The organism is Agrobacterium sp. MCAB5, from assembly GCF_052114365.1.
GTDB classification, from domain to species: domain Bacteria; phylum Pseudomonadota; class Alphaproteobacteria; order Rhizobiales; family Rhizobiaceae; genus Agrobacterium; species Agrobacterium tumefaciens.
Map to the genome: position 1 here is coordinate 1 of NZ_JBFREP010000003.1, position 22034 is coordinate 22034.

The 22034-nt window shown below is 57.5% G+C and carries 20 protein-coding genes and 1 pseudogene; 13 read left to right on the plus strand and 8 right to left on the minus strand.

All coding sequences use genetic code 11. The features are described 5' to 3' along the window. The first annotated feature begins 573 nt into the window (after positions 1-573). Genes AB4Z23_RS07740 through AB4Z23_RS07750 form a run of 3 tightly spaced genes read left to right on the plus strand, consistent with a single transcriptional unit; the run spans position 574 to position 4264 of the window. Entirely contained in the window at positions 574-1683 is a 1110-nt protein-coding gene (locus AB4Z23_RS07740) for a 2Fe-2S iron-sulfur cluster-binding protein (RefSeq protein WP_421477059.1), read from the plus strand. A gap of 41 nt (positions 1684-1724) precedes the next feature. Beyond that, positions 1725-2846 carry a histidinol-phosphate transaminase gene (gene hisC, locus AB4Z23_RS07745; protein WP_421477061.1) on the plus strand — a complete coding sequence of 374 codons (1122 nt, stop codon included), beginning with the start codon at positions 1725-1727 and terminating at the stop codon, positions 2844-2846. Next, positions 2843-4264 carry an FAD-binding oxidoreductase gene (locus tag AB4Z23_RS07750; RefSeq protein WP_441360043.1) on the plus strand — a complete coding sequence of 474 codons (1422 nt, stop codon included), beginning with the start codon at positions 2843-2845 and terminating at the stop codon, positions 4262-4264. The genes hisC and AB4Z23_RS07750 overlap by 4 nt, the downstream gene beginning before the upstream one ends. A 51-nt stretch (positions 4265-4315) precedes the next feature. Here AB4Z23_RS07750 and AB4Z23_RS07755 read toward each other — a convergent pair. The 6 genes and pseudogenes from AB4Z23_RS07755 to AB4Z23_RS07780 all read right to left on the minus strand — a co-directional run. After that, positions 4316-4441 (minus strand): annotated as a pseudogene (locus AB4Z23_RS07755) (S-(hydroxymethyl)glutathione synthase); the annotation flags it as partial. Then, positions 4420-5106: an ABC transporter permease gene (locus AB4Z23_RS07760; protein ID WP_013636823.1), complete on the minus strand. Its 687-nt coding sequence runs from the start codon at positions 5104-5106 to the stop codon at positions 4420-4422. The gene AB4Z23_RS07760 and the pseudogene AB4Z23_RS07755, both read right to left, overlap by 22 nt. A gap of 4 nt (positions 5107-5110) precedes the next feature. After that, the gene (locus tag AB4Z23_RS07765) at positions 5111-5818 is read right to left on the minus strand and encodes an ABC transporter permease (protein ID WP_035198759.1); all 708 of its coding nucleotides are present in this window, start codon (positions 5816-5818) and stop codon (positions 5111-5113) included. A 137-nt stretch (positions 5819-5955) separates the two neighbouring features. Further along, the gene (locus AB4Z23_RS07770; RefSeq protein ID WP_003514202.1) at positions 5956-6750 is read right to left on the minus strand and encodes a transporter substrate-binding domain-containing protein; all 795 of its coding nucleotides are present in this window, start codon (positions 6748-6750) and stop codon (positions 5956-5958) included. A gap of 71 nt (positions 6751-6821) precedes the next feature. Beyond that, complete coding sequence (locus AB4Z23_RS07775; protein ID WP_441360044.1) at positions 6822-8783, minus strand: DUF2817 domain-containing protein; 1962 nt, start codon at positions 8781-8783, stop codon at positions 6822-6824. A 139-nt stretch (positions 8784-8922) separates the two neighbouring features. Further along, a complete protein-coding gene (locus tag AB4Z23_RS07780; RefSeq protein ID WP_421477067.1) occupies positions 8923-9963 on the minus strand; it encodes an aromatic ring-hydroxylating dioxygenase subunit alpha in 1041 nt (346 codons plus the stop codon). 129 nt (positions 9964-10092) lie between these two features. Here AB4Z23_RS07780 and AB4Z23_RS07785 point away from each other — a divergent pair, with 129 nt between their 5' ends. Next, on the plus strand, positions 10093-11013 hold the full coding sequence (locus AB4Z23_RS07785) for a LysR family transcriptional regulator (RefSeq protein WP_080797685.1): 921 nt from the start codon (positions 10093-10095) through the stop codon (positions 11011-11013). Between the two features lie 23 nt (positions 11014-11036). On the opposite strand, the gene AB4Z23_RS07790 is transcribed toward AB4Z23_RS07785, so the two are convergent. Both AB4Z23_RS07790 and AB4Z23_RS07795 read right to left on the minus strand, forming a co-directional pair. Next, complete coding sequence (locus AB4Z23_RS07790; RefSeq protein WP_111798698.1) at positions 11037-11552, minus strand: flavin reductase family protein; 516 nt, start codon at positions 11550-11552, stop codon at positions 11037-11039. Between the two features lie 11 nt (positions 11553-11563). Then, the gene (locus AB4Z23_RS07795; RefSeq protein ID WP_421477070.1) at positions 11564-12928 is read right to left on the minus strand and encodes an LLM class flavin-dependent oxidoreductase; all 1365 of its coding nucleotides are present in this window, start codon (positions 12926-12928) and stop codon (positions 11564-11566) included. A gap of 427 nt (positions 12929-13355) precedes the next feature. On the opposite strand from AB4Z23_RS07795, the gene AB4Z23_RS07800 reads away from it, so the two are divergent. From AB4Z23_RS07800 to AB4Z23_RS07840, 9 genes are read left to right on the plus strand one after another with little or no spacing between them, the layout of a single operon-like run. Further along, positions 13356-14489, plus strand: coding sequence for an HD domain-containing phosphohydrolase (locus AB4Z23_RS07800; RefSeq protein WP_441360045.1), 1134 nt, complete (start codon positions 13356-13358; stop codon positions 14487-14489). Continuing rightward, on the plus strand, positions 14482-14808 hold the full coding sequence (locus tag AB4Z23_RS07805; protein WP_111798695.1) for a hypothetical protein: 327 nt from the start codon (positions 14482-14484) through the stop codon (positions 14806-14808). The genes AB4Z23_RS07800 and AB4Z23_RS07805 overlap by 8 nt, the downstream gene beginning before the upstream one ends. Further along, positions 14805-15173: a response regulator gene (locus AB4Z23_RS07810; RefSeq protein WP_013636814.1), complete on the plus strand. Its 369-nt coding sequence runs from the start codon at positions 14805-14807 to the stop codon at positions 15171-15173. Before AB4Z23_RS07805 ends, AB4Z23_RS07810 begins: the two co-directional genes overlap by 4 nt. Continuing rightward, positions 15170-17137 (plus strand): chemotaxis protein CheA, encoded by a 1968-nt coding sequence (locus AB4Z23_RS07815; protein ID WP_441360046.1) that lies wholly within the window; start codon positions 15170-15172, stop codon positions 17135-17137. The genes AB4Z23_RS07810 and AB4Z23_RS07815 overlap by 4 nt, the downstream gene beginning before the upstream one ends. Beyond that, positions 17134-17679, plus strand: a complete 546-nt coding sequence (locus AB4Z23_RS07820) for a chemotaxis protein CheW (protein ID WP_003514184.1) — start codon at positions 17134-17136, stop codon at positions 17677-17679. Before AB4Z23_RS07815 ends, AB4Z23_RS07820 begins: the two co-directional genes overlap by 4 nt. Before the next feature lies 1 nt (position 17680). Next, positions 17681-19498 (plus strand): methyl-accepting chemotaxis protein, encoded by a 1818-nt coding sequence (locus AB4Z23_RS07825; protein ID WP_421477076.1) that lies wholly within the window; start codon positions 17681-17683, stop codon positions 19496-19498. Between the two features lie 2 nt (positions 19499-19500). Continuing rightward, entirely contained in the window at positions 19501-19995 is a 495-nt protein-coding gene (locus AB4Z23_RS07830; RefSeq protein WP_003514179.1) for a chemotaxis protein CheW, read from the plus strand. Then, positions 19992-20861, plus strand: a complete 870-nt coding sequence (locus tag AB4Z23_RS07835) for a CheR family methyltransferase (protein WP_421477078.1) — start codon at positions 19992-19994, stop codon at positions 20859-20861. Before AB4Z23_RS07830 ends, AB4Z23_RS07835 begins: the two co-directional genes overlap by 4 nt. A gap of 12 nt (positions 20862-20873) precedes the next feature. Continuing rightward, positions 20874-21962 carry a protein-glutamate methylesterase/protein-glutamine glutaminase gene (locus tag AB4Z23_RS07840; protein WP_035198754.1) on the plus strand — a complete coding sequence of 363 codons (1089 nt, stop codon included), beginning with the start codon at positions 20874-20876 and terminating at the stop codon, positions 21960-21962. The last annotated feature ends 72 nt before the right edge of the window (positions 21963-22034 follow it).

Below are 22034 nucleotides of genomic sequence, written 5' to 3' on the forward strand. Positions count from 1 at the left end.
TGAAGGCCGCAGGTTCAAATCCTGCCCCCGCAACCAATATCTTCAAGACTATCAACAACAAAGCCCTCCCATCCCGGAGGGCACCTTGCGTTTAGGGCCTTGGATACCGCAAATGAATTGCTGGCGGTATAGCCACGTGGGGCTCTGATAGCGTGCACCTAGGCCTATATCCTGCTCGCGGAGCACTCTGCAACTATCTAACGATTGGTTCTCAAGATCACGTTCTGTTTTGGCGTATCCCAGTGAAAAACGAGGGCGCAAATCCAGAGTTGCCCGCCCCAATTCATACCCCCATAGTTTAGCTTTTCTAAACAAAAACCCATCTGTGGCGGGATTGTCTCTCTTTGTTGACGCGCAAATAATGAGATTTGTCAGAGGGATAAATTGAGGTGAGGCCTTGGGGCTGCAAATTGGTGAAGACCAAATTGCCAGCGAGTTTTTGAGGAAGTTCTGCCTCCCACGAAAACCTTTGACCGTCTGCAGGTTGAAGCAAGCCTTGAGCGATCTCACGGGGAGGGCTTTCGAGGCGATCTGCGGATTTCCGGATATTGCAATCATCAGGACAAGCAAATCATGACGACCCGCCTGGATCCACGTTTTCGCCCGTTCGAGGTAAAGCGCAAGGTGCGCGAGAGTGCCACGATCACGTCTTTTTACCTCACGCCTGTCGATCCTGCGGATTGGTGTACTTTTGAGGCGGGCCAGTTTCTGACGATCCAGATACCGCATCCCGAAGGCAAAGAACCGCTTGTCCGGAATTACACGGTTTCGTCAGGACCAAATGAGATCGGGGTCTATCGTATTACCGTGAAACGGGAGGCCGCTTTAACGCCCGATATGGCCGATGGTCTTGTTTCGTGCTGGCTCCACGACGCCGTAGAAGAGAGTGCGGTCATCCATATTGACAGGCCGCGTGGTGCCTTCAAACTCGACAAGGCCAGTCAGCGACCGGTTATTCTCTTGTCCGGTGGCGTCGGGCTGACACCTACGATATCCATGTTGAAGGTCTTGGTTGCGGAAAGCGATCGGCCCGTCTGGTTCGTCCATGCCTGCGACGGGGCTGCTACCCATGCGCTGCGTGAAGAAGTACGGGTGCTCGCTGAACAGCGCAGCAACGTCCATATTCATTACTGTTATCGTTTTCCGACCGACGAGGATGCCAAGGCCGGACTATTCCATTCCGCCGGTTTCATCACTCGGGAGACCTTGCAGTCGTTTCTGCCGCTGGACGATTACGAAGTCTATATGTGCGGACCACCGCCGTTCATGCAGGCGATGTATGACCTGCTCCTCTCCCTCGGCTTGGAGAAAAGCAAGATTGCCTACGAGTTTTTCGGGCCTGCCTCCCTGCTTTCGCCATCGCAGCCGAAGAAGGAAGCAAACCTCAGCCTCACTGTTGCTCCGGTGGCGTCAGAGCCTGAGTACTCAGGCATTGAGATCGTTCTTGGAAAGTCAAATGCCAGATTCGAGTGGGATTCAGCCTCGGAATCCATCCTGAGCTTTCTGGAGAGCCGGGGTATTGAGCCAGCATTCTCCTGTCGCGCGGGTGTCTGCGGCAGCTGTGTCCAGGACCTTGTGTCCGGCGACGTTGAATATGTGGAAGAGCCGCTGGATGACGTGCCATCCGGGCAGATTCTCCTCTGTTGTTCCAAGCCCGTGAGTTCAATCGTACTCGACCTCTGAAACCAGATTCCAGCGTTTGTCCAAATCAGCGAGATCAACCCATGGCCGATGAACTCAGACTCAACCCGCACGTTGCTGAACTCCCGCCTTATAATGCTGGAATGAATATCGCCGTTGCGCGAAGCAAGACGGGTTTGACCGATATTGCGGCCCTTGCCAGCAATGAGAATCCATATGGTTGCTCTCCGAAGGTAACCGCTGCGCTGGCCAGTCTCGACCCTTCACGCTATGCGGATCCTGCCTGTGTGATCTTGCGTGATGCGCTTAGTCGAAAGCTCGGCGTTGCCGGAAACCGGATTGTCATTGGAAACGGCTCCGAAGAGATGATCGCTGCCGTTTGTCGCGCGGTCCTGCGTCCGGATGCTACCGTGGTCGCGATGATACCTGGTTTCGGCCTTCACGAAATCGAGCCTAGAGCAAATGGTGCGAAAATCATCAAGATACCGATGACGAAGGATCTTCGGTTCGATCTTGAGGCGATGACGACCGCATTGCGCGAAAAGCCATCGATATTCTTCATCTCCTCGCCTTCCAATCCCGTGGGCCCTGCGTTGCGACAGGATCAGCTCTCAAGCCTCATTGCAGCCGTCCCGAAAGAGACGTTGCTTGTTTTCGACGAAGCCTATTTCGAATTCTGCGACGGGAATACGCCAGATGGGCTTAAGACACTGGCTGACAGCGCTATCTCCTGGGTCGTGCTCAGAACCTTCTCGAAGGCCTACGGGCTGGCTGGGTTGCGCGTCGGATATGCCGTGGCTTCCGATGAGCGGCTGGCACAGGCCATGTCATCTGCAAAAACACCGTTCAACGTCAATGCAGCCGCGCAATTGGCCGCAGTTGCCGCGCTCGATGACGAAAACTGGATGCGGGTTTCCGTCGAAAGCGTCGTCAAGGAGCGCAGGCGCATGGCTGCGGCAATCGCCTCGCTTGATCTTTTCGTTCCGGACTCTCAGACGAATTTTCTCTTCATCGATGTTGGTTGCGACAGTTCGATCGCTTTCGATCATTTCCTGTCCCATGGCGTCATCGTCAAGCCCTGGAAAGAACCGGAGTTCGCCAGCTTCATTCGTGTGACCGTCGGGCTTCCTGCGGAAAACGACCGTTTTCTCGAAGCGTTACGCTCACTCAAAGATAAGCTTCCTGAGGCAAAAGTCGCGTCATGATCGAACACAATACCGCCTCAACAGGGGATTTGTCCGCCGCGTTTCTCAATGAAATCGACCTGATTATCGGCCTGTCGAACCTGAAACGCGGTGATGCCGTTGCCAATCTCGATTATGGCGTAACGCCTGCGAATTTCGGTGCGGATGCGGTTGCTTTCCCTTCATCTCCGCACGAGGTTGCGTCGATCATAAAAACTGCGGTTGCCCATGGTATATCGGTTGTACCACAGGGTGGCCGAACCGGGCTTGTTGGCGGGGGTGTGTCCGTCCCCGGTCAAATCGTGGTGTCGACCGCCCGGCTGAACCGGATCGTGGAAATCTATCCAGATGAGCGCGTTGCCGTTGTGGAGGCGGGCGTTACGCTTCAAGCGTTGCAGGCGGCCGCATCGGAGCATTGTCTCGAGCCAGGCATCGACTTGCCATCGCGTGGTTCTGCCACGATTGGCGGAATGGTCTCAACCAATGCCGGCGGGATTTCTGCCTTTCGATATGGGGTGATGCGACATCGCGTGCTCGGGCTGGAAGTCGTATTGCCTGATGGCTCGATATATTCCGACCTGACACGCGTGGTGAAGAACGCCGCAGGATACGATCTCAAGCATCTCTTCATCGGGGCCGAGGGTACGCTTGGTATTGTGACCAGAATTGCCATCAAGCTAGAGCCGGTTCCCGCAGCAACCGCCACCGCACTTTTTGGGCTTCCCTCCGTTGAAGCGGCTCTTGATGCAACCAGGCTGGGGTTGACCGTGAGGTATGGCCACATGCGTGCGGCGGAAGCGATCTGGAATTCGTTTTTCTCCCTGACGGCGGGCGAGCACCTTTGGTCGGCGCCAGATTATGCCCCTGACTATCCTGTCAACCTCATCATGTCTCTGGGCGGCGGTGACGAGGAACAGCTTCAGATGGAGCTCGGCCGGATTTACGAGGAGCTGTATGAAACCTATCCGAACGTGTCCGCTGTCGTCGCAACATCGAAGGCACAGGAAGCAGAGTTGTGGCGTCTGAGGGAGGACACGGACCTTATCTATCGCAGATATCCGGCTGCGCCGTCCTTTGACGTCTCCGTCCCCTTGTCGCAGATCGGAGAATATGTGGCTCGCTGCGTACCGGAGCTTCGGTCAATCGATCCTCTCCTCGATCCCTACCTCTTCGGCCACATTGCCGATGGCAATCTTCACATTGTTCTCAATGCAGCCGGGGCAGCTCTGACGCCCGCCAAGATTGCTGCCATCGAATCCGTTCTGTACCGCGACCTGACGCAATCGGGTGGTTCGTTCTCGGCGGAACATGGGATAGGCTCCAAACGCATTCATGCGTTGCGGGAGACAGCGAACCCGGTAAAATTTGCCTTGATGACGCAGATCAAGGCCGCAATCGATGGCGGATGCACTCTTAACCCCGGCAAAGTCACCGGCTGACATGACAACGCCGCGCTCTTTAGGCGCGCGGCGCGGACACGACATAGGCGGCTACGGTTCAGTTCGCCAGATCGCCATTTTTTTGGCTGTCCAGGCGGCGATATAGTCCATAAATGCGCGTGACAGGCAGTCGTAAGGTTCGAGACTACTGGCCTTCAGCGCGCTTCGTGACGCATCAGATGTGCCTCAAGCATGCGGATGAGCATGACGAGGGTGAGGTTGATGACGAGGTAGATGGCACCCGCCAAGGCGAAAACCTCGAAAATCGCGAATGTCTGGCTCATCAGGCGCTTTGCATATCCCGTGATCTCGAGAACCGTGATTGTCGAGGCAAGGCTCGTACCCTTGACGACGAGGATCAGCTCATTGCCGTAAGCCGGCAGAGCCTGGCGAATGGCGAGCGGGAATTCGATCCGGCGGAAACGCATAAATGGTGACATTCCCGTGGCTTTGGCCGCTTCCTTGAGACCCGCGGGAACCGATAATAATCCGCCTCGCAGAATCTCCGATGTATAGGCGGCTGTGTTGAGCGCCATCGCCATGACCGCGCAGCGCGCACCATCACTAATCACCCACCACGTTATGGCATTGCCTTTGATAAAGCCAATTTGGCCAAGCCCGTAGTAAAACAGGAACAGCTGTACAAGCAGCGGTGTACCGCGAAAGACCATGCTGTAATATTTTGCAAACCCGGCAAGGAAACGGTTTTCGGACAGCCGCATGAGCGCAAGACCAAGGCCGAGATTGAAACCGATCGCGACAGATATCGCGGTTATGGTCGCCGTTGTGGAAAGCCCTTTCAAGAGGAAAGGCATCGATGTTTTCAGGAATTCGATATCCATCGCGTTACTTCCTCGCCCTTAGTCTCACCAGGCGTTCGACCCTGTCGAATCCAGCCTGGCTTATGATGGTGATCGCGAAATACACGACGGCTGCGATAAGAAAGAAAATCAGGGGATTGCGGGTGCTACCGGCGCCAACCGAGGCGGCGCGCATCAGTTCCTGCAGCCCGACAACCGATACCAGTGCCGTGTCCTTGATGGTTGTCTGCCAGACATTGTTCATACCGGGGATGGCAATGCGTAGCATTTGCGGGATGATGATGCGCCTGAAGATGCGGCGCCCGGGAATCCCCAGTGCGCGCGCAGCTTCTATGTGTCCCGTCGGGATGGAAGCCAATGCTCCCCTGATAACCTCGGTCGAGTAGGCGCCTGAAATCGTACCGATGGCAATGATGGCAATGATGAAGGCATATCCGCTGTCCGCAAGGGCAGCATATCCGAAAGCTGTGGCAACCTGTGTCACGAATTGCACGGAAGAAAAGAACAGCAGATAGATGATAAGCAGTTCCGGCACCCCCCGCACGAGAGAGGTATAGGCGTCTACCACAAGTGTCAGCGGGAATATCCGCGCCCACTTGATGACCCCGCACAAGGTTCCGATCAACGCACCGACAAGCATGCTGACCGTACCGACGGCAATCGTTATTGCGGCCCCCTGCAGAATGGCTCTTATCCAACCACCCTGCCAAACTAGGATCAGACTAGACTCCATTGGATTTGCCTTGGTTTTGCTGCGCACTCCCTTGCCTTTTTGGCAGCAGGCATCGTCAGCGTCTTCGACCGTGCGCACCCTGTCAGGTTGCGATTGAGTGGTTGCCCCGCACTTCTGGGAAGAGCGGGGCAGGCGTCTTAGTTGCAGGGTCTGGAGATATCCATCTTGAACCACTTCTGGCTCGCTTTGCCGATCGAACCATCCGCGACGAGCTCGCACAGTGCCTTGTCGATCTTCGTCTTCAGCTCGGTGTTCTCCTTGGCAATACCGACGCCGATCCCTTCGCCGAGGGTGGAATCGAATTTGCTCTGAACTTTCACGTCGACAAACTGAAAGTCCTTGCCTTCGGGCTTGGCGAGAAAATCCTGAAGTGCAGAGGCGTCTGCAAATGCTGCCTCAACGCGGCCGCTTGCGAGATCGATCTGCATATTGTCGAGCGTGTCGTAGGTTTTGAGATTGGCATTCGGCACCCGCTTTTCGATGAAATGGGCGTGCGTCGTGCCGGTTTGAACGCCGATCGTCTTGCCGTCCAAGCCCTTCAACAAAGTGTCGATATCCTTGATGCCGGCGAGATCGGACGTCTTGGGAACGAGGAACATGTTTGCCAGCTCAGCATATCCGACCGAAAAATTGATTTCCTTTTTTCGATCCTGGGTAATCGACATCCCGGAGATGATGACGTCGAAGCGCTTCGCCTTGAGGGCAGGGATCAGGCCATCAAAGGCCTGCACGACGAACCGGCACTTCACGGCGAGCTTCGTGCAGAGCAGGTTGCCGACATCGGCGTCGAAGCCGGTTACATTGCCGGCAGCATCGGCCATGCTCCATGGTGGATAGGCACCTTCGGTGCCGATCGACAATTCGCCTTCGGCAGCGTGCGCCGTGCTGACGCCTGCAAGAAGCAGGGCGAGTGACAGGACTTTCAGATTCATATGCGAATTCCCCTATTTGGTTATTTGTTAGGTTTGATTTGCCGGACACAGCGCCGGCACAGCGGATCACGTCATAACGTTCGCGACAGAAACTGACGCAGGCGTTCCGATCGCGGATTGGTGAACAATTCCGCCGGGGTACTCTCTTCCTCCACCTTTCCTTTGTGTAAGAAGAGAATCTTGTGAGATACCTCGCGCGCAAACTGCATTTCATGCGTCACGAGGATCATGGTATTGCCCTCTTCTGCCAGCTGACGGATCACGCGCAGGACCTCTCCCACAAGTTCGGGGTCGAGAGCGGATGTCGGTTCGTCACAGAGGATGACTTTTGGCCGCATGGCCAGTGTTCTTGCGATGGCCGCACGTTGCTGCTGGCCGCCGGAGAGCTGCCCGGGATATTGGGCATGCTTTTCCGACAGTCCCACTTTCTTCAACAACTGATGGGCATGGTCGATTGCATCCTGGCGACGCTCGCCAAGAACATGGACGGGAGCCTCGATGATGTTCTCAAGCACGGACATGTGGGGCCAGAGATTGAAGTTCTGGAATACCATTCCCACGCGGGCGCGAATTCTTTCGACCTGGCGCATGTCTGCTGGCTGCGAACGGCCATTCGCTCCGCCCTTCATTCGTATTTCCTCGCCATCAACGACGATCGTTCCACTGCTGGGCTGTTCGAGCAGGTTTATACAGCGCAAAAACGTGCTCTTGCCGGAACCTGACGAGCCGATCATGGAAACGACTTCACCGGGATCGGCACTCAGCCCCACGCCCGACAGGACTTCGTGCGTGCCGAAGCTTTTGTGGAGATCATGAACTTCAACGGCTGGCCGTTCATGGCGTTTGGTGTTCACAGGAACGGCCGGTGGCCAGTCGCTCACCAAAGCCGGAGCGGTTGCGCCCTTTGAAGCCGGGGGAGTAACCGAGGCAAGTGCGGTCAGCGCGCGGTCGAAATATCGCAAGCTTGTCCCAAGACAGTTCTGCTGCCATTCGGGATCGTCAGGAATGAACGCCGTTCTCAGCGTCTTCTTGATTTTCTGCCCAAGCGGAGATTCGATATTCCCGAAAAGATGCAGCCAGTTATCGGCCTGCACGGCGTCCATCACCACCGGGCCTTCAAGGGTTCCGCATTCGATTACCAGCGGCAATACGCGGCTGTCCGGCAAGGATTTGCAGACCGCTGCTGAAACGTAGCCCGTAGCCGTTGCCGCAATGCCGGTATCGGTCGTTACGCCATTGCCGGTCATCACGACCGCGAGTGCGTGCCCATAGGTTTTCCTGCCCCATTCCAGACCGGCATGGTCCTCTTCCGCCACGGATAGCAGTGCGGGATATCCGTAAGGGCCTGCACCGGTGTGAAGATCGAAGACGACGACATCCGACGCGCCACTGACGAAAGTGCTCAAGATATCGTTGAGGGTGCGGTTCGACCATGTCGGGCCGTTGCCGCCATAAAACAGTCCGTCTGGAAAGTCGTATTGGCCTGCTTCGATAATCGCGGCGATACCGGCGTGACCGTTTAATGCGGCCTTGGCATCTCTCAGCAGTTGATCGGCACGGTCACGATCGGGCCCATCCCACTCGGCGCAGACAAACGCATTATGGAGTGGGGCGTATCGTTCGTTTCGTGGAACGGCTCTCTTCCAGTCAACGAAGTTTCGGTTGAGATCGACATTGTCTTCGTTGACCCGTCGGCTCCATGCTGTTCCCCACGGGTTGATCAGATGGATCATCACCACAGCCGTATCGGGAGGAAGCGGTAAAGGGTTATTTGTGGCAAGCCATTCAGCCTGGCAAGCCGATCCGAATTGCCCCTCAACTCCGTGCGTGCCGGACAAGATGACTAGTTTTTTTGACGCGTTGCGTTCGCCCAGATATGCAACATCCGTGAAAAGGTGCTCTCCACCTGGGCCATGCAATGGATGCTTATATTCGAACAACGCAGCATTCGACCGGCGCGCGGCGGAAAGAAAACGTTGCCGCAGCACATTATAGTCCACTGAATAGAGCTCAGGCTGCCTGATGTGGCGCATCAAGGATACTCCCGATTTGTGGCGGGCGTCGGCTTTTGCCGCTCACCAGCTATGTTCCCGGTTATTATTTTTTTGCCATCTCCGCCTGACCCATTTGAGCAGGCGAAGACCATATCGTTAGTCATTCCGGCGCAGGCGCTTACTCCGCGGCAGCGACGACATTCATGGTCTCGCTATCGATCATCTGTGAAAGCTTGCGTCTGAACCGCAGCGGCCCGACATCGATCTTCAGATCGAGGTTTGGAGTCTTCTTGTTCGCGATCCCGAGGTGGACCGCCTCCAGCACGACACGGTCTTCCTCGAATGCGCCGCGTACGGATGTTGCGAAGCGCGCTGAAACGTCCGGGTCGTCGGGCGCGAAATTTCGCATCTGAAACCAATAATACTTCGTGCGGTTCTCATCGACTGGCGTCATGAAATTGTAGCTGTCCATCAAGAACGTATTGGCTGGCAATTCGCGGCCTTCGCCACCGGAGCCTGATGGTGCGAAGATGGCCTTGATGATGGCATTGCTGGGGTAGCGAACCTCGTAATGCTGTTTTCGATCGCATTTCCCCTCAAATTGCAGGAACGGTGCGTAGAAGGGGGCTGGATCTGAATCCAGCATCCAGCGCCAGACGACGACGCCATCGCTTTTCACCGTTGTTTCCAATGGTGTTTCTTCGCAGGCGGAACTGGCGAATGAGCTCTGATGCACCCATGCGACGTGGGATGGGTCCAGCAGATTGTCCGTCATGTAGAGGTAATTGCAGTTGATCGTCATCGACTCGCCGCGATTGACGCCCCAGGACGGATCACCGAAATGTTCGACATGGAAAATCTCTGCGGGATCGGCTTTCGCGGGCTCACCCATCCAGACCCAGACGAGCCCGTAACGTTCCTCCACCGGGTAGGAGCGGACGCAGGCCACATGTGGAATACGCTCTGCACCCGGCACGCGGGTGCAGGCGCCGGAACAGTCGAAGGTCAGTCCGTGATAGCCGCATTCGACGTCGTCGCCCTTGATACGCCCCATGGACAAGGGGAGCTTGCGATGGGGACAGGCATCTTCGAGCGCTGCAAGCTTGCCATTCTGAAGACGATAAAGAACGATATTTTCGCCGAGCATCGTTACGGGTGTCAGGTCTCGTCCGATTTCGTGATCCCAGGTGGCGACATACCAAGCATTCTTGAGAAACATTTTCTTCCCCCGTTCTCGCTTTAATCGGATCAGTATTTTCCTTGTTGCGATGCGGGACAAGCGGATTTTCGTTGCGTTTTTGTTTAGAAAAACTTAACAAAAAGCAGAACTGGAGATACTCTATTGGCTATGCCCCCACTCCATGCCCTGCAAGCTTTCGAAGCCGTAGGAAGGTGCGGCACGATGAGCACGGCCGCCAAAGAACTGGGCGTAACACCCAGTGCCATCAGCCAACAGGTGCGCAAGCTTGAGAACCATCTCGGCGTTACGCTCCTCGAACGTATCGGACGCCGTGTGGAACTGACGTCGTGGGGTGTTCTTCTTCACAAGGAAGTCGCCAAAGGCTTCAGCCAGCTCAATCATTCCGTCGATGTTCTCGAACGGGCGCGGAGCCAGACTGGCATCGTGCTGACTGCGCTCAGCTCGGTTGTGAACAAGTGGATCGGCCGCAAGATCTTCGAGTGGCAGGCTCTCTATCCGGAAGCCAATGTCCGTATCATCGGCAAGGATGACGAACCCAGCCTGTCGGGCGGCCAGAGCGATTTCCGCATAACCTATGGAAAGCGGGCAGAGGTGCACGCGCATTTCGTGCCGCTTTATACGGATTGGGTGGTTCCCGCATGTTCGCCGCGTTTGCTCGGGGGACGGACATTATCGGCGCCCGCCGACCTTCTCAAATTCCCTTTGCTCAATATCGAGTGGGAAGCCCATTACAGCCGTCCGCCACAATGGAGCGAGTGGGCGCAGCTGGTTGGCGCGACCGTGAATGAAAAACTCTCGAGCCTGTTTTTCGCGCTGTCGAGCAACGCAATCGACGCTGCGGTCAACGGACACGGCTTCGTGCTGGCTCAGGTCTCGATGATTGAGGACGAGTTGCAGGCCGGTACACTTGTTGTTCCTTTCGACATCCGCCTTCCGCTTCCCGAGAGCTACTATCTGGCATGGGATCGTTCCGTTTTCGATAAGCCCTACGGAAGAGAATTTCATATGTGGGTGATGGGGATCGCGAAAAAGCAGTCTGTCGCATCGTCCCCGAACCGCAGTGCGTGACTAAGGGCCTACCGCTCGGGATATCACTTTCTGATGTGTTGATATTCTCCGCGCCAGTACAGAAGTGGCCGGGCATCGTCATGCGTCCTTATCGACCGGACGAGGCCGATCAGGATCACATGGGATCGATGGATGATCGCGTCTTCGAGTTCGCAGTCCAGACTTGCCAGAGCGCCATCCAGCGCAAGGCCGCCTGACGCCATCGTGTGCCAGACGGCGCCATCGTAGCGGCTGGCACCCTTAAGGCCATTAAAACCCGAGAATGAGTGGGCGACGTTTTCCTGACCTTCAGCGACTACGTTGACGCAAAACCGTCTGGCTTTCTCGACGATTTCCCAGGACGAGGATCCACGATTGAGTGCGACCATCACCGTCGGGCCATCCGCAGAAAGTGCTGTGACGGATGTTGCGGTGAAGCCGGTTCGTGTTTCACCCGTGCCTGTCGTGATGACGCAAACGGCACCCGCCAGATTCCGCATGGAGGATTTGAAGAGGTCAGCGCCCGGAGACGGCACCTGCATTTTCATCTGGTCCACCATGATCGGCTCCTTCAGATGCGCTCTTTATCGCCTTTGGCGGCCGTGTAACGGTTGGCAGGCATCGAAAGCCCCAGGTTCTCGCGCAGCGTCGATCCTTCATATTCCTCACGAAACAGTCCGCGTCGCCGCAACTCCGGCAAGACAAGGCGGACGAAATCTTCCAGGCTTGCGGGAAGTGTCGGGAACATAAGAATGAAACCGTCGGCGGCACGGGTTTCGAACCACTCTTCCATGTAGTCTGCGATCTGTTTTGGTGTCCCGGTTATTCCGTTTCCGGTGTGGCGTTCTGCGTAGTGGCGGATCAATTGTCCCACTGTCTGTCCTTGCTTGACGAACTCGACGAGCTGGTCAAACATCTTGCGCGAGCCTTTCGGCTCGGTGGGCAGCCGGTCCATCGGAAATGGTTGATCGAGGGGGACGCCACGAAGGTCGGCTTCGAGGAACTCCGAAAGCATCAACCGACCTACGTCCGGATGCAGGCTGTCGATGAGAAAATCGACTTTTGCCTTCGCCTCGGCCTCGGTCTCCCCGACATTGACGACAATGCCCGGCATGACCTTGAGATCTTCGGGATCGCGACCGAATGCCGGCATACGTCCTTTGACGTTCTGGTAGAAAGCCCTGTTGCTCTCGATGTTGGATGCCAGGCTGAAGACGATTTCAGACGTCCGTGCAGCAAGGTTCATTCCGGCCTCGGAGCCGCCGGCCTGAGCAATAACAGGCCGCCCCTGCTCGGAAGGCGCAATGTTGAGGGGGCCGCGCACCTGAAAATGCTTCCCGACATGATTGAGGGTATGGTGCTTGGCCTTGTCATAATAAACGCCGCTTTCGCGATCGAGCAGCAAGGCGTCGCGTTCAAAGCTGTCCCATAGGCCGAACACTACGTCGATGAATTCCTGCGCGCGCTCGTAACGGACGGCGTGAGGATCGAGACCCTGACGATTGAAGTTGTAGCCGGTCTCGTCATGATCGGAGGTGACGACATTCCAGCAGGCGCGTCCCCGGCTCAGCTGATCGATAGACGCGAAAATCCGGGCGACATTGAAGGGTTCATAATAGCTCGTCGATACCGTCGAGACCAAACCCAGTCTTTCCGTCATCACCGAAAGTGCCGAGATGAGAGAAAGCGGTTCGAACCGGTTCTGCTTGGTCGGGCTGCGCGCCAGGGCGTCGGGGTCACCAACGGCAGCCGCAGCGGAATCGGCGAGGAACATGAAATCGAATTTGGCAGCTTCAGAAATTCTGGCCACATTCAACATGTGGCTGAAGTCGGTTGCTGCGGTTACCTTGCTTGCCGGGTGCCGCCATGCGGCTGCATGGAAGCCGAACGTGTAAACAAAGGTTCCGAGCTTGATCTTGTCCTGCCGTTTCGACATCGTTCCCTCTTTTGCCTGATACCAATTCTGGTCTCAGGCTATTCGAGGATCAACGCTGCAACAATCGGCCGAAATCTTCTCCGTAGGTTAGAAATACTAACAAGGATTAGTGGCGCGTCTACGCATCAGCCCGAGAGGCTGCGGCGCCACGCCACGGGATCACATTCCCGTTGGGAGGCCTGATGATGGCGCTTCACTATAAGTATTCATAAGTCACACTTAAGTCGCTGTTAACCAACATCTGGTCAATTTATTCATATAAGAAGTTGTCTTCGCAGGCGAATTTCGCGCAGGCGCTTCATTTTCATGACCACATGACGCGGTCGTCTTTTCCCAAAAAAATGTTTCCAGATCCGTTGAATTCGCTCGGTGAAAGCCGAGGAGTTCGCGCGTCTATTCGCCCGCAATCCAATGATAGCGAGGACAAGTGCAAATCGTATTGGTCGATGACAGCAAGTCGATTCTTGTTGCCCTGAAAGCGACGGTCCGCGGGCTTCCGGATGTCGGCACCATCGTGGGCTTCACCGATCCCACGGAGGCGTTGGAATTCTGCCGCAACAATGCGGTCGATCTCCTTGTGGTGGATTATACGATGCCGAAATATAACGGCATACAGCTCCTCAAGGCACTGAATACGTATGAGCATTTTGCTCATGTGCCTGTCATCATGATCACATCGGAAAGAGGCCGGCCTGTCCTTATCGAAGCGATAGAGAGCGGTGTCACGGAATTCATCCACAAGCCCTTTGACCCGGTGGAGCTGAAGGCGCGGGTGCGCAACCTTCTCGCCTTGCGCAAGGCGCAGCGCGATCTTGCCGGACAGGCGCGCAGCCTTGTGGATGAGGTGCGCAAGGCCACCCGGCAACTCGCGGCCCGCGAAGAGGAAATCATCTGGCGCCTGGCGCGGGCCATCGAATTCCGCGACGGCCACACCGGCGACCATATTTCCCGCGTCGCGCAAATCAGCATGCTGATGGCAAAGGATCTCGGCCTCGATGACGAGCATTGCCGCATGATCTATCTCGCGGCACCCTTGCACGATGTCGGCAAGATCGGAATTTCCGACAGCGTGCTGCTGAAGCCGGGTCGCCTGACGCCTGATGAGATTACCGAAATGCGAAAACATGTCGGTATCGGTGTGCAGATTCTCGAAAACGGTTCATCCGACCTGCTGCGCATAGCTGAGGCGATTGCAGGCGGCCATCACGAAAAATGGGATGGAACGGGATATCCGCACGGCTTGTCGGGCGATGGCATTCCGCTGGAAGCCCGTATCGTCGCCATTGCGGACGTCTTTGAGGCTCTCTGCTCCGAGCGCCCTTACAAGAAGGTGTGGTCGACCCAAGAGGCCTATGCGCATGTTGTCGCGCAGAGCGGCAGCCATTTCGATCCCGCCTGCGTCGCGGCGTTCCAGCGCCAATGGACACTGATCGAGAGGCTCATGACGGGTCACGACGTTCTAGAGATCGAAGTGCCGAGCCTCGAAACACCGGAAGAACAACCGATCAGGGCGGATGGCGGCATGCACACCGAAGCCGTTCGGGAGGCTCCCCATGTTTGATGAAACCACGAACGACACACTGAAGATGCCGCAAGCGCTTTCCATACGGTCGATTGCGTCGGCACACGGTCTTCTTCTCGACCGTCTCAAAGACACCGACAGACTGGTGGTCGAGGTGCCCAAGGATGCGGATGCGGATTTGAGCTTCGTGCAGCTGATGGAAGCCTCGCGCAATTTCGCGGCGCAGAACAACAAGACGATAACATTGAAAGAGCCGGCTGACGGTCAGGTTTTGCAGACATTGCGGCGGGGCGGTTTCCTGTCGCGGATGGATGAAGCCTCCCGCCAGTTCTGGTTGCATGGAAAGGACATATCATGAGCGCACATATTTTAACGGTCGACGATTCCGCCAGCATTCGCATGACGACGAAGATCGCCCTCACAGGCGCGGGCTACCAGATTACCGAGGCCGTTGATGGGCAGGACGGTCTTGCCAAGGCGAAGGCCGCGAATTTCGACCTCATCGTCACTGATCTCAACATGCCGAACATGAATGGTCTCGAGATGATTGAGGCGCTTCGGCAATCTCCGGCTCATACCGGCATTCCGATCATCTTTTTGACGACGGAATCCGATGCGGACATGAAGGCGCGCGCCAAGGCCGCCGGTGCCACCGGCTGGCTGACCAAGCCCTTCGATGCCGAACATCTGGTCAAGATCGTCAGAAAGGTCCTCGGAAAATGACGACGCTGGACCCTATTCAGGTTTTCAGAACGGAGGCTGCGGAGCTTTTCGAGCAAATCGAGGGTGGCCTTCTCGATCTGCTTCACGATTTGACCGATCAGGATCAGATCGACGCCGTTTTCCGCGGACTGCATACATTGAAGGGGTCCGGGGCAATGTTCGGGTTCGAGGCGCTTGCCGCCTTCACCCACCATTGCGAAACCGCCTTTGACCGGGTGCGCAAGGGCGAGGTTCCGGCAACCAGCGAACTGGTCGCAGCCGTTCTTGAAGCGCAGGATCATATGCAGGCTCTGGTCGACAATCCGCACGGTGTGCAGGGTGATGTTGGAGAGCAGCTGCTCGCCAAGCTTCGTGCGGCAGTCGGCACTCGTGGCGATGGCGGTGTCCTGACACATGTTCCGGCGCAGAATCTCTCCAGGAAGCAGGCAAAGGCAAAAGCTGCCACCTGGGAAATCCGGTTCCGGTTGCCCGTCAATGCCATGGCAAACGGAACCAATCCCCTTGGTCTGCTGGATGAACTAGCCGAACTCGGCGATTGTGAAATCGTTGCCGACACCTCGACGGTGCCGTCTCTCGATGCACTCAATCCGAGCGATCTCCATGTGGGCTGGACAGTCCGGCTGACGACCGAGCAGCCGCAATCGGCAATCGACGACGTTTTCATCTTCGTGATGGATGACATGGAGATCGATATCCGCGCAATCGAAGCGGTTGTCGAAGAAGAGCTGCCCGTTTCCGAAATCCTGCCGGAAGCCAGAAAGGTCGCCGCCGATCCGAAGGGCGGCAAGGCGGCCGAAAACGTGCGGGTGCCTGCCGAAAGACTTGACGAGTTGATGGATCGGGTCGGTGAACTCGTCATTGCCCAGTCCCGCCTTTCGCAGCTGGCGGGTAGCAGCGTCGATATTCTTCTGCGCTCTGTTTCGGAGGATGTCGAACGTCTTTCCGGAGAACTTCGCGATACGATGATGGTCCTGCGAATGGTGCCGATCGCCCAGCTTTTTGGTCGGTTCCGCCGTCTGATCCATGACCTGGCGCGGGAAACGGGCAAACAGATCGAGCTGGAGACCGAGGGCGAAGGCACAGAGGTCGACAAGGCGGTTATCGAACGCCTGGCTGATCCACTCGTGCACCTTGTCCGCAACTCCTGCGACCATGGACTCGAAAAAAGCGATGAGCGTGTGGCGGCCGGCAAACCGGCGACGGGGCGGATCACCCTCATTGCCCGCCAGTCGGGCGGTGATGTGACGATCACCATCCGTGACGATGGCCGTGGCATCGATCGCCAGCGCGTCCGGGCAAAAGCTGAGGCTTCCGGCCTTCTGGCTCCGAACGCGCAGGTCAGCGATCAGGAACTGCTGCAGATGATCTTCCAGCCGGGCTTTTCGACAGCCTCTGAAGTTACCAGTCTTTCCGGCCGTGGTGTCGGCATGGATGTGGTGAAAAAGAGTGTCGAGGCCCTTCGCGGCACGATCAGCGTTACCAGCACGCCGGGCGCGGGCTCGGAAGTTTCGCTGGCGATCCCGTTGACGCTGGCCATCATCGACGGCCTGCTGGTGCGGGTCGGCAATGGTTGCTACGTCATTCCGCTGCCGGCGGTGGAGGAATGCCTCGAACTGTCGCCTGACGACGATATTCGTTCGCGGGGCCGGTCCTTCATTTCACTGCGAGAGAGCCTCGTTCCCTTCATTCGCCTGCGCGAATTGTTCAACACCGGAACCAAGCCGGATCAGTTCCAGAAGATCGTCGTCATTTCCACCGGCTCCGAGCGCGTCGGGCTTGTGGTTGACCAGATCATCGGCGATCACCAGACGGTCATCAAGGCCATGTCGAAACTGCACCATGACGTCGCGACATTCTCCGGCGCGACCATCCTCGGTGACGGCAATGTCGCCCTTATCCTCGATGTCGCACATCTGGTGATGGCGGGGCAACAACAGGAGGCGCGATTGCGGGCCGCGGGATGAACCAGTCTCTCTTGAAGCAGACGGACGAATTTTGGGGCGTGTCCGACGCCGTGGAAGTTCTGACCTTCAACATTGCGGGCGAGACCTTCGCCATCGAGGCGGTGAAGGTCCGGGAAATTCTGGATCTTCTGCCCGAAACCGCCGTTCCCGGTGCTAAAGCCTTTGTGGCGAGTGTTATCAACTTCCGGGGCAAGGTCATCCCTCTGGCCGATATCCGTCTTGCATTCGGCATGGAAGCCACCGAGCGAACCATTGATAGCCGTATCGTCGTCATAGAACTCCCGTTCGATGGCGAGCCGGCATTGATCGGCATCAGGACCGATAAGGTCAACGAGGTGACCACGTTCAGCCGGGCAGCCAGCGAACCGCCGCCGAGCGTCGGCATGCGGTGGCGGGCGGATTACATCCATTGCCTCATCAAACGCGGCAGCGAGTTCGTCATTCTTCCAAATCTGACAGCAATTTTCACGGGGCATCGCGAGTCCGGACCGGTTTCGTCCAGCGCGCGTGGCAACGTCATCGAACTTTCCAAGGAGCATTGAGATGCGATTTACAATCAAGATGAAGCTGGCGGTTGCCTTCGGCTTTCTGATCCTGATGCTTGCCGGAACGGCCGGCTACGGCATCTACAGCCTCGGTATCGCCAAGAATGCCATGGACGATGTGGTCGACGGTACTGTCGTGCGCCTCGACAAGGTTCACCAGATGAACGCACTGGCGCTGGCAACTGTCCGGTCGCAGAAGAATATCATCCTTGCTGCTTCGCCGGAGGAAACCCAGCTTTTCAAGGCGGCCGGTAACGAAAGTCGCGACCAGTTGACGGCCATGCTGAATGATATGGCAGCCACCGCCAGCGCCGAGACGCGTGCGTTCTGGACGGATCTGCAGGCCATCACCAAGGCTTTCGAGGCCAGTGATGATCACGTCCGGGAACTGGTTGCGCAGGGCAATACGTCGCTCGCCGCGTCGTACTCGTCCGGCAAGGGCCGTGACGCTGCCAATGCCCTGACCGGGAAACTGGGCGAGGGCGTCAAGATGAACCGCGACCGTCTTGAAGAATCGAAGCAATTGGCGGCTGATGACTATGAGCAGACCCGCACCCTGCTCGTTGGTGCATCGGTCGTTGCCGTACTCATCGCCATCGCGACAGCATTCTGGATCGCGCTCGGCATTAGCAGCGGATTGCGCAAGATCATGACCGTGGCGGAGGCGGTTGCGATCGGCGATCTTGATCAGAATGTCGAGATCAAGACCAATGACGAGATCAAGGATCTCGTTGCGCGCATCAACACGATGACGGGCAATCTGCGCAATACCGCAGGCATTGCCGACCGGATTGCGGATGGCGATCTCACCGTCATGCCGAAACCCCTGTCCGACAGGGATACTCTCGGCCTTGCGCTGGAACGGATGGTTGAGCGCCTGCGTGGCATTGTCGCCGATGCGCTTTCCGCTTCCGACAATGTGTCCTCCGGCAGCCAGGAACTGTCGGCCAGCTCCGAACAGCTGAGCCAGGGCGCAACCGAGCAGGCATCGTCTGCCGAAGAGGCCTCGGCCTCGATGGAAGAGATGGCTGCCAACATCAAGCAGAATGCCGACAATGCCGCGCAGACGGAAAAGATCGCGCGCCAGTCGTCCAAGGACGCCGAAGCCAGCGGTGAAGCCGTCAACCGCGCCGTGGTCGCCATGCGCACCATCGCCGAGAAGATTTCCATCGTGCAGGAAATTGCCCGCCAGACCGATCTTCTGGCGCTGAACGCCGCCGTTGAGGCGGCGCGCGCTGGAGAACACGGCAAGGGTTTTGCTGTCGTGGCATCGGAAGTGCGCAAGCTCGCCGAACGCAGCCAGGCTGCTGCCAGCGAGATCAGCTCGCTTTCCGGCGAGACCGTGCAGGTGGCAACCGAAGCGGGCGACATGCTGAACCGTCTGGTGCCGGACATTCGCAAGACCGCCGAGCTGGTCGCCGAAATCTCCGCCGCCTGCCGTGAGCAGGATATCGGCGCCTCCCAGATCAACGAGGCAATCCAGCAGCTTGACAAGGTGACGCAGCAGAACTCCGGCGCTTCGGAGGAAATGTCGGCGACTTCGGAAGAGCTGGCGGCGCAGGCCGAAGAGTTGCAAAGCAGTATCGCCTTCTTCAAGGTAGATACCTCAAGCGTCTCGTCGCGCCCCGCACAGGCTGCACATCGGCCTGCCGCAAAGCCTGCTGCCACGCGTCCGGCGATGAAGCCGGCCCCCGTTCGCAAACCGCAGACGGGCAATACCGTCAGCGCCCAGCAAGCCCGCGTCAAAGGTTTCGCACTGGATATGTCCATGGGCGGTCCCGATGCTGACGACGCGGATTTCCGCGAAAGCGCCTGACCATGACCAGCACATCTTCAGAAGGCCAGTTCGTGACATTCAGCCTCGGTGAGGAGGTCTTTGCGGTATCCGTCGCGGTCGTCCGTGAAATCCTCGACTATGAGGACACGTTCAAGATTCCGCATAGTCCTGAATATCTGCTGGGTCTGAGAGATGTGCGCGGGCAGGGTGTGCCCATCATCGATCTGCGGCTGCGGCTCGGAATGAGCCGCAGCGTGCGGACACCCCATACCCGCGTGCTGGTGCTGGATATTCCGTTCCCATCCCGCACGCTGGCGATAGGTCTTGTGGCGGACAAGGTGTTCGAGGTGACGCCGTTCCGTCGCGACCAGATGGAAACCGCACCCGATATCGGCGTTCACTGGAACTCCGACTACATTGCAGGTGTGGTTCGCCGCGAAGGTGATTTCGTCGTCATCATCGATCTTGCAAAGCTTTTCTCGAACGAAGAAAACGCCATTGCCCGGCAGGGCGGCACACCGGTTCAGGCGGCATGAGGAGAGCCCTTTCCGTGGATGCCTCCATTGCTGCCAGCTCCGCGCATGATGGCCTGAGTCAGCGGGATTTCCGGCTGCTCGCCGAATACATCTACAATTACAGCGGCATAAAGATGCCGGACAGCAAGCGCACCATGCTGGAAGGGCGTCTGCGAAAGCGCCTTCGCGCCACGGGGCATGCCACCTTCGCTCAATATTGCAATTTCCTCTTCCGCGAAGACGGGCTGGAAGAGGAAGCGATCTACCTGATTGACGTGGTGACGACCAACAAGACGGATTTTTTCCGTGAGCCGAACCATTTCGACTACATGGAGAAATTCGCTTTGCCTGCACTTGCGGGTGAAGGCCATGGGCGTATCCGCGCCTGGAGTTCCGCCTGTTCAACGGGTGCGGAACCCTATACCATGGCGATGGTGCTGGCCGAAGCGGTCGAGAAACAGGTCATCAACAATTTCAGCATCCTTGCGACCGACCTTTCCACTGATGTGCTCAGGAAAGCCCATAGCGGTATCTATGCCCGTGAACTGCTCGAACCGGTTCCGGCCGACATGATGCGGAAATATGTCATGCGGTCGGTCGATGCCGGACGACGGGAGGTTCGTATCGTGCCGCGGCTGCGTTCCAAGATCGGTTTTGCCCGCCTCAACCTCATGGACCCGACCTACCAGATCGGCGATGCGGTGCACCTTCTCTTCTGCCGTAACGTTCTCATCTACTTTGATAAAAAAACGCAGGTGCACGTCCTGACCCAATTGTGCAAGCGCCTGGTGCCGGGCGGTTACCTTTTCATCGGTCATTCCGAAACGATAACCGGTATCGACCTGCCCCTGCGGCAGGTCGCCAATACCGTTTTCAAGAAGCAATAGCGGCAGAGAGCCATGTCGAAAAAAATCCGCGTTCTTATCGTCGACGATTCCGCCAGCGTCCGGCAGACCCTGACGGAGGTTCTCGAAAGCGATCCCGGCATTGAGGTGATCGGGGCCGCTGCCGATCCGTTTGTTGCGGCCAAGCGCATCCAGGAAGAAATTCCCGATGTCATCACGCTTGATGTGGAAATGCCGCGCATGGACGGCATCACCTTCCTGCGCAAGATCATGTCGCAGAAACCGATCCCTGTAGTCATGTGCTCGTCGCTGACCGAGGCCGGATCGGAAACCCTGCTTCAGGCACTGGAGGCGGGGGCGGTCGACATCATCCTGAAGCCGAGGATAGGCGCTGCGGATCATCTAGCGGAGCAGGCCACACGCATCTGCGAGGTCGTCAAAAGTGCGGCGCACGCCCGCGTCGGCAATGCGCGGGCGGCGCTGCGTTCGGCTGCCGCAAGCGGTCCGCAGGCCAAGCTGACCGCCGATGCCGTGCTGCCGCCGCCTTCGGGCAAGGCCATGGCACGCACCACTGAAATGGTGGTCTGTGTCGGTGCATCCACCGGCGGCACAGAAGCGTTGCGCGCAATGCTGATGAAGCTGCCGGCCAATTCACCCGGCATCGTGATCGTTCAGCATATGCCGGAAAAATTTACCGCCGCATTTGCAAAACGCCTGAACAGTCTCTGCGATGTCGAGATCAAGGAGGCCGAGGACGGCGATCCGGTGCTGCGCGGCCATGTGCTGATTGCGCCGGGCGACAGACATATGCTGCTGGAGCGGCAGGGTGCACGTTATCGCGTTTCGGTCCGCACTGGGCCACTGGTTTCGCGACACCGGCCTTCGGTGGACGTTCTGTTTCGTTCTTCCGCGCGTGCCGCCGGTGCCAACGCCATGGGCATCATCATGACAGGCATGGGTGATGATGGCGCACGCGGCATGCTGGAAATGCATCAGGCCGGCGCCTTCACGGTGGCGCAGGACGAAGCATCCTCTGTTGTCTTCGGCATGCCAAAGGAAGCGATCGCCCATGGCGGTGTCGACAAGGTTCTGCCACTAGACAGGATCGCGCTGGAAATTCAGGCCGAAGACCGCCGCCGCTGATGGCGCGACCCTTTTTTACCCGGCATTAACCAAACTCGCCAATGATGGCGGTAACACCATGCGACAGGTGCG

Bases quoted from the DNA above. Each gene is read 5' to 3' on its own strand.
- AB4Z23_RS07740 (WP_421477059.1), top strand. From the start codon at position 574: ATGACGACCCGCCTGGATCCACGTTTTCGCCCGTTCGAGGTAAAGCGC.
- hisC (WP_421477061.1), top strand. From the start codon at position 1,725: ATGGCCGATGAACTCAGACTCAACCCGCACGTTGCTGAACTCCCGCCT.
- AB4Z23_RS07750 (WP_441360043.1), top strand. From the start codon at position 2,843: ATGATCGAACACAATACCGCCTCAACAGGGGATTTGTCCGCCGCGTTT.
- AB4Z23_RS07760 (WP_013636823.1), bottom strand. From the start codon at position 5,106: ATGGATATCGAATTCCTGAAAACATCGATGCCTTTCCTCTTGAAAGGG.
- AB4Z23_RS07765 (WP_035198759.1), bottom strand. From the start codon at position 5,818: ATGGAGTCTAGTCTGATCCTAGTTTGGCAGGGTGGTTGGATAAGAGCC.
- AB4Z23_RS07770 (WP_003514202.1), bottom strand. From the start codon at position 6,750: ATGAATCTGAAAGTCCTGTCACTCGCCCTGCTTCTTGCAGGCGTCAGC.
- AB4Z23_RS07775 (WP_441360044.1), bottom strand. From the start codon at position 8,783: ATGCGCCACATCAGGCAGCCTGAGCTCTATTCAGTGGACTATAATGTG.
- AB4Z23_RS07780 (WP_421477067.1), bottom strand. From the start codon at position 9,963: ATGTTTCTCAAGAATGCTTGGTATGTCGCCACCTGGGATCACGAAATC.
- AB4Z23_RS07785 (WP_080797685.1), top strand. From the start codon at position 10,093: ATGCCCCCACTCCATGCCCTGCAAGCTTTCGAAGCCGTAGGAAGGTGC.
- AB4Z23_RS07790 (WP_111798698.1), bottom strand. From the start codon at position 11,552: ATGGTGGACCAGATGAAAATGCAGGTGCCGTCTCCGGGCGCTGACCTC.
- AB4Z23_RS07795 (WP_421477070.1), bottom strand. From the start codon at position 12,928: ATGTCGAAACGGCAGGACAAGATCAAGCTCGGAACCTTTGTTTACACG.
- AB4Z23_RS07805 (WP_111798695.1), top strand. From the start codon at position 14,482: ATGTTTGATGAAACCACGAACGACACACTGAAGATGCCGCAAGCGCTT.
- AB4Z23_RS07810 (WP_013636814.1), top strand. From the start codon at position 14,805: ATGAGCGCACATATTTTAACGGTCGACGATTCCGCCAGCATTCGCATG.
- AB4Z23_RS07815 (WP_441360046.1), top strand. From the start codon at position 15,170: ATGACGACGCTGGACCCTATTCAGGTTTTCAGAACGGAGGCTGCGGAG.
- AB4Z23_RS07820 (WP_003514184.1), top strand. From the start codon at position 17,134: ATGAACCAGTCTCTCTTGAAGCAGACGGACGAATTTTGGGGCGTGTCC.
- AB4Z23_RS07825 (WP_421477076.1), top strand. From the start codon at position 17,681: ATGCGATTTACAATCAAGATGAAGCTGGCGGTTGCCTTCGGCTTTCTG.
- AB4Z23_RS07830 (WP_003514179.1), top strand. From the start codon at position 19,501: ATGACCAGCACATCTTCAGAAGGCCAGTTCGTGACATTCAGCCTCGGT.
- AB4Z23_RS07835 (WP_421477078.1), top strand. From the start codon at position 19,992: ATGAGGAGAGCCCTTTCCGTGGATGCCTCCATTGCTGCCAGCTCCGCG.
- AB4Z23_RS07840 (WP_035198754.1), top strand. From the start codon at position 20,874: ATGTCGAAAAAAATCCGCGTTCTTATCGTCGACGATTCCGCCAGCGTC.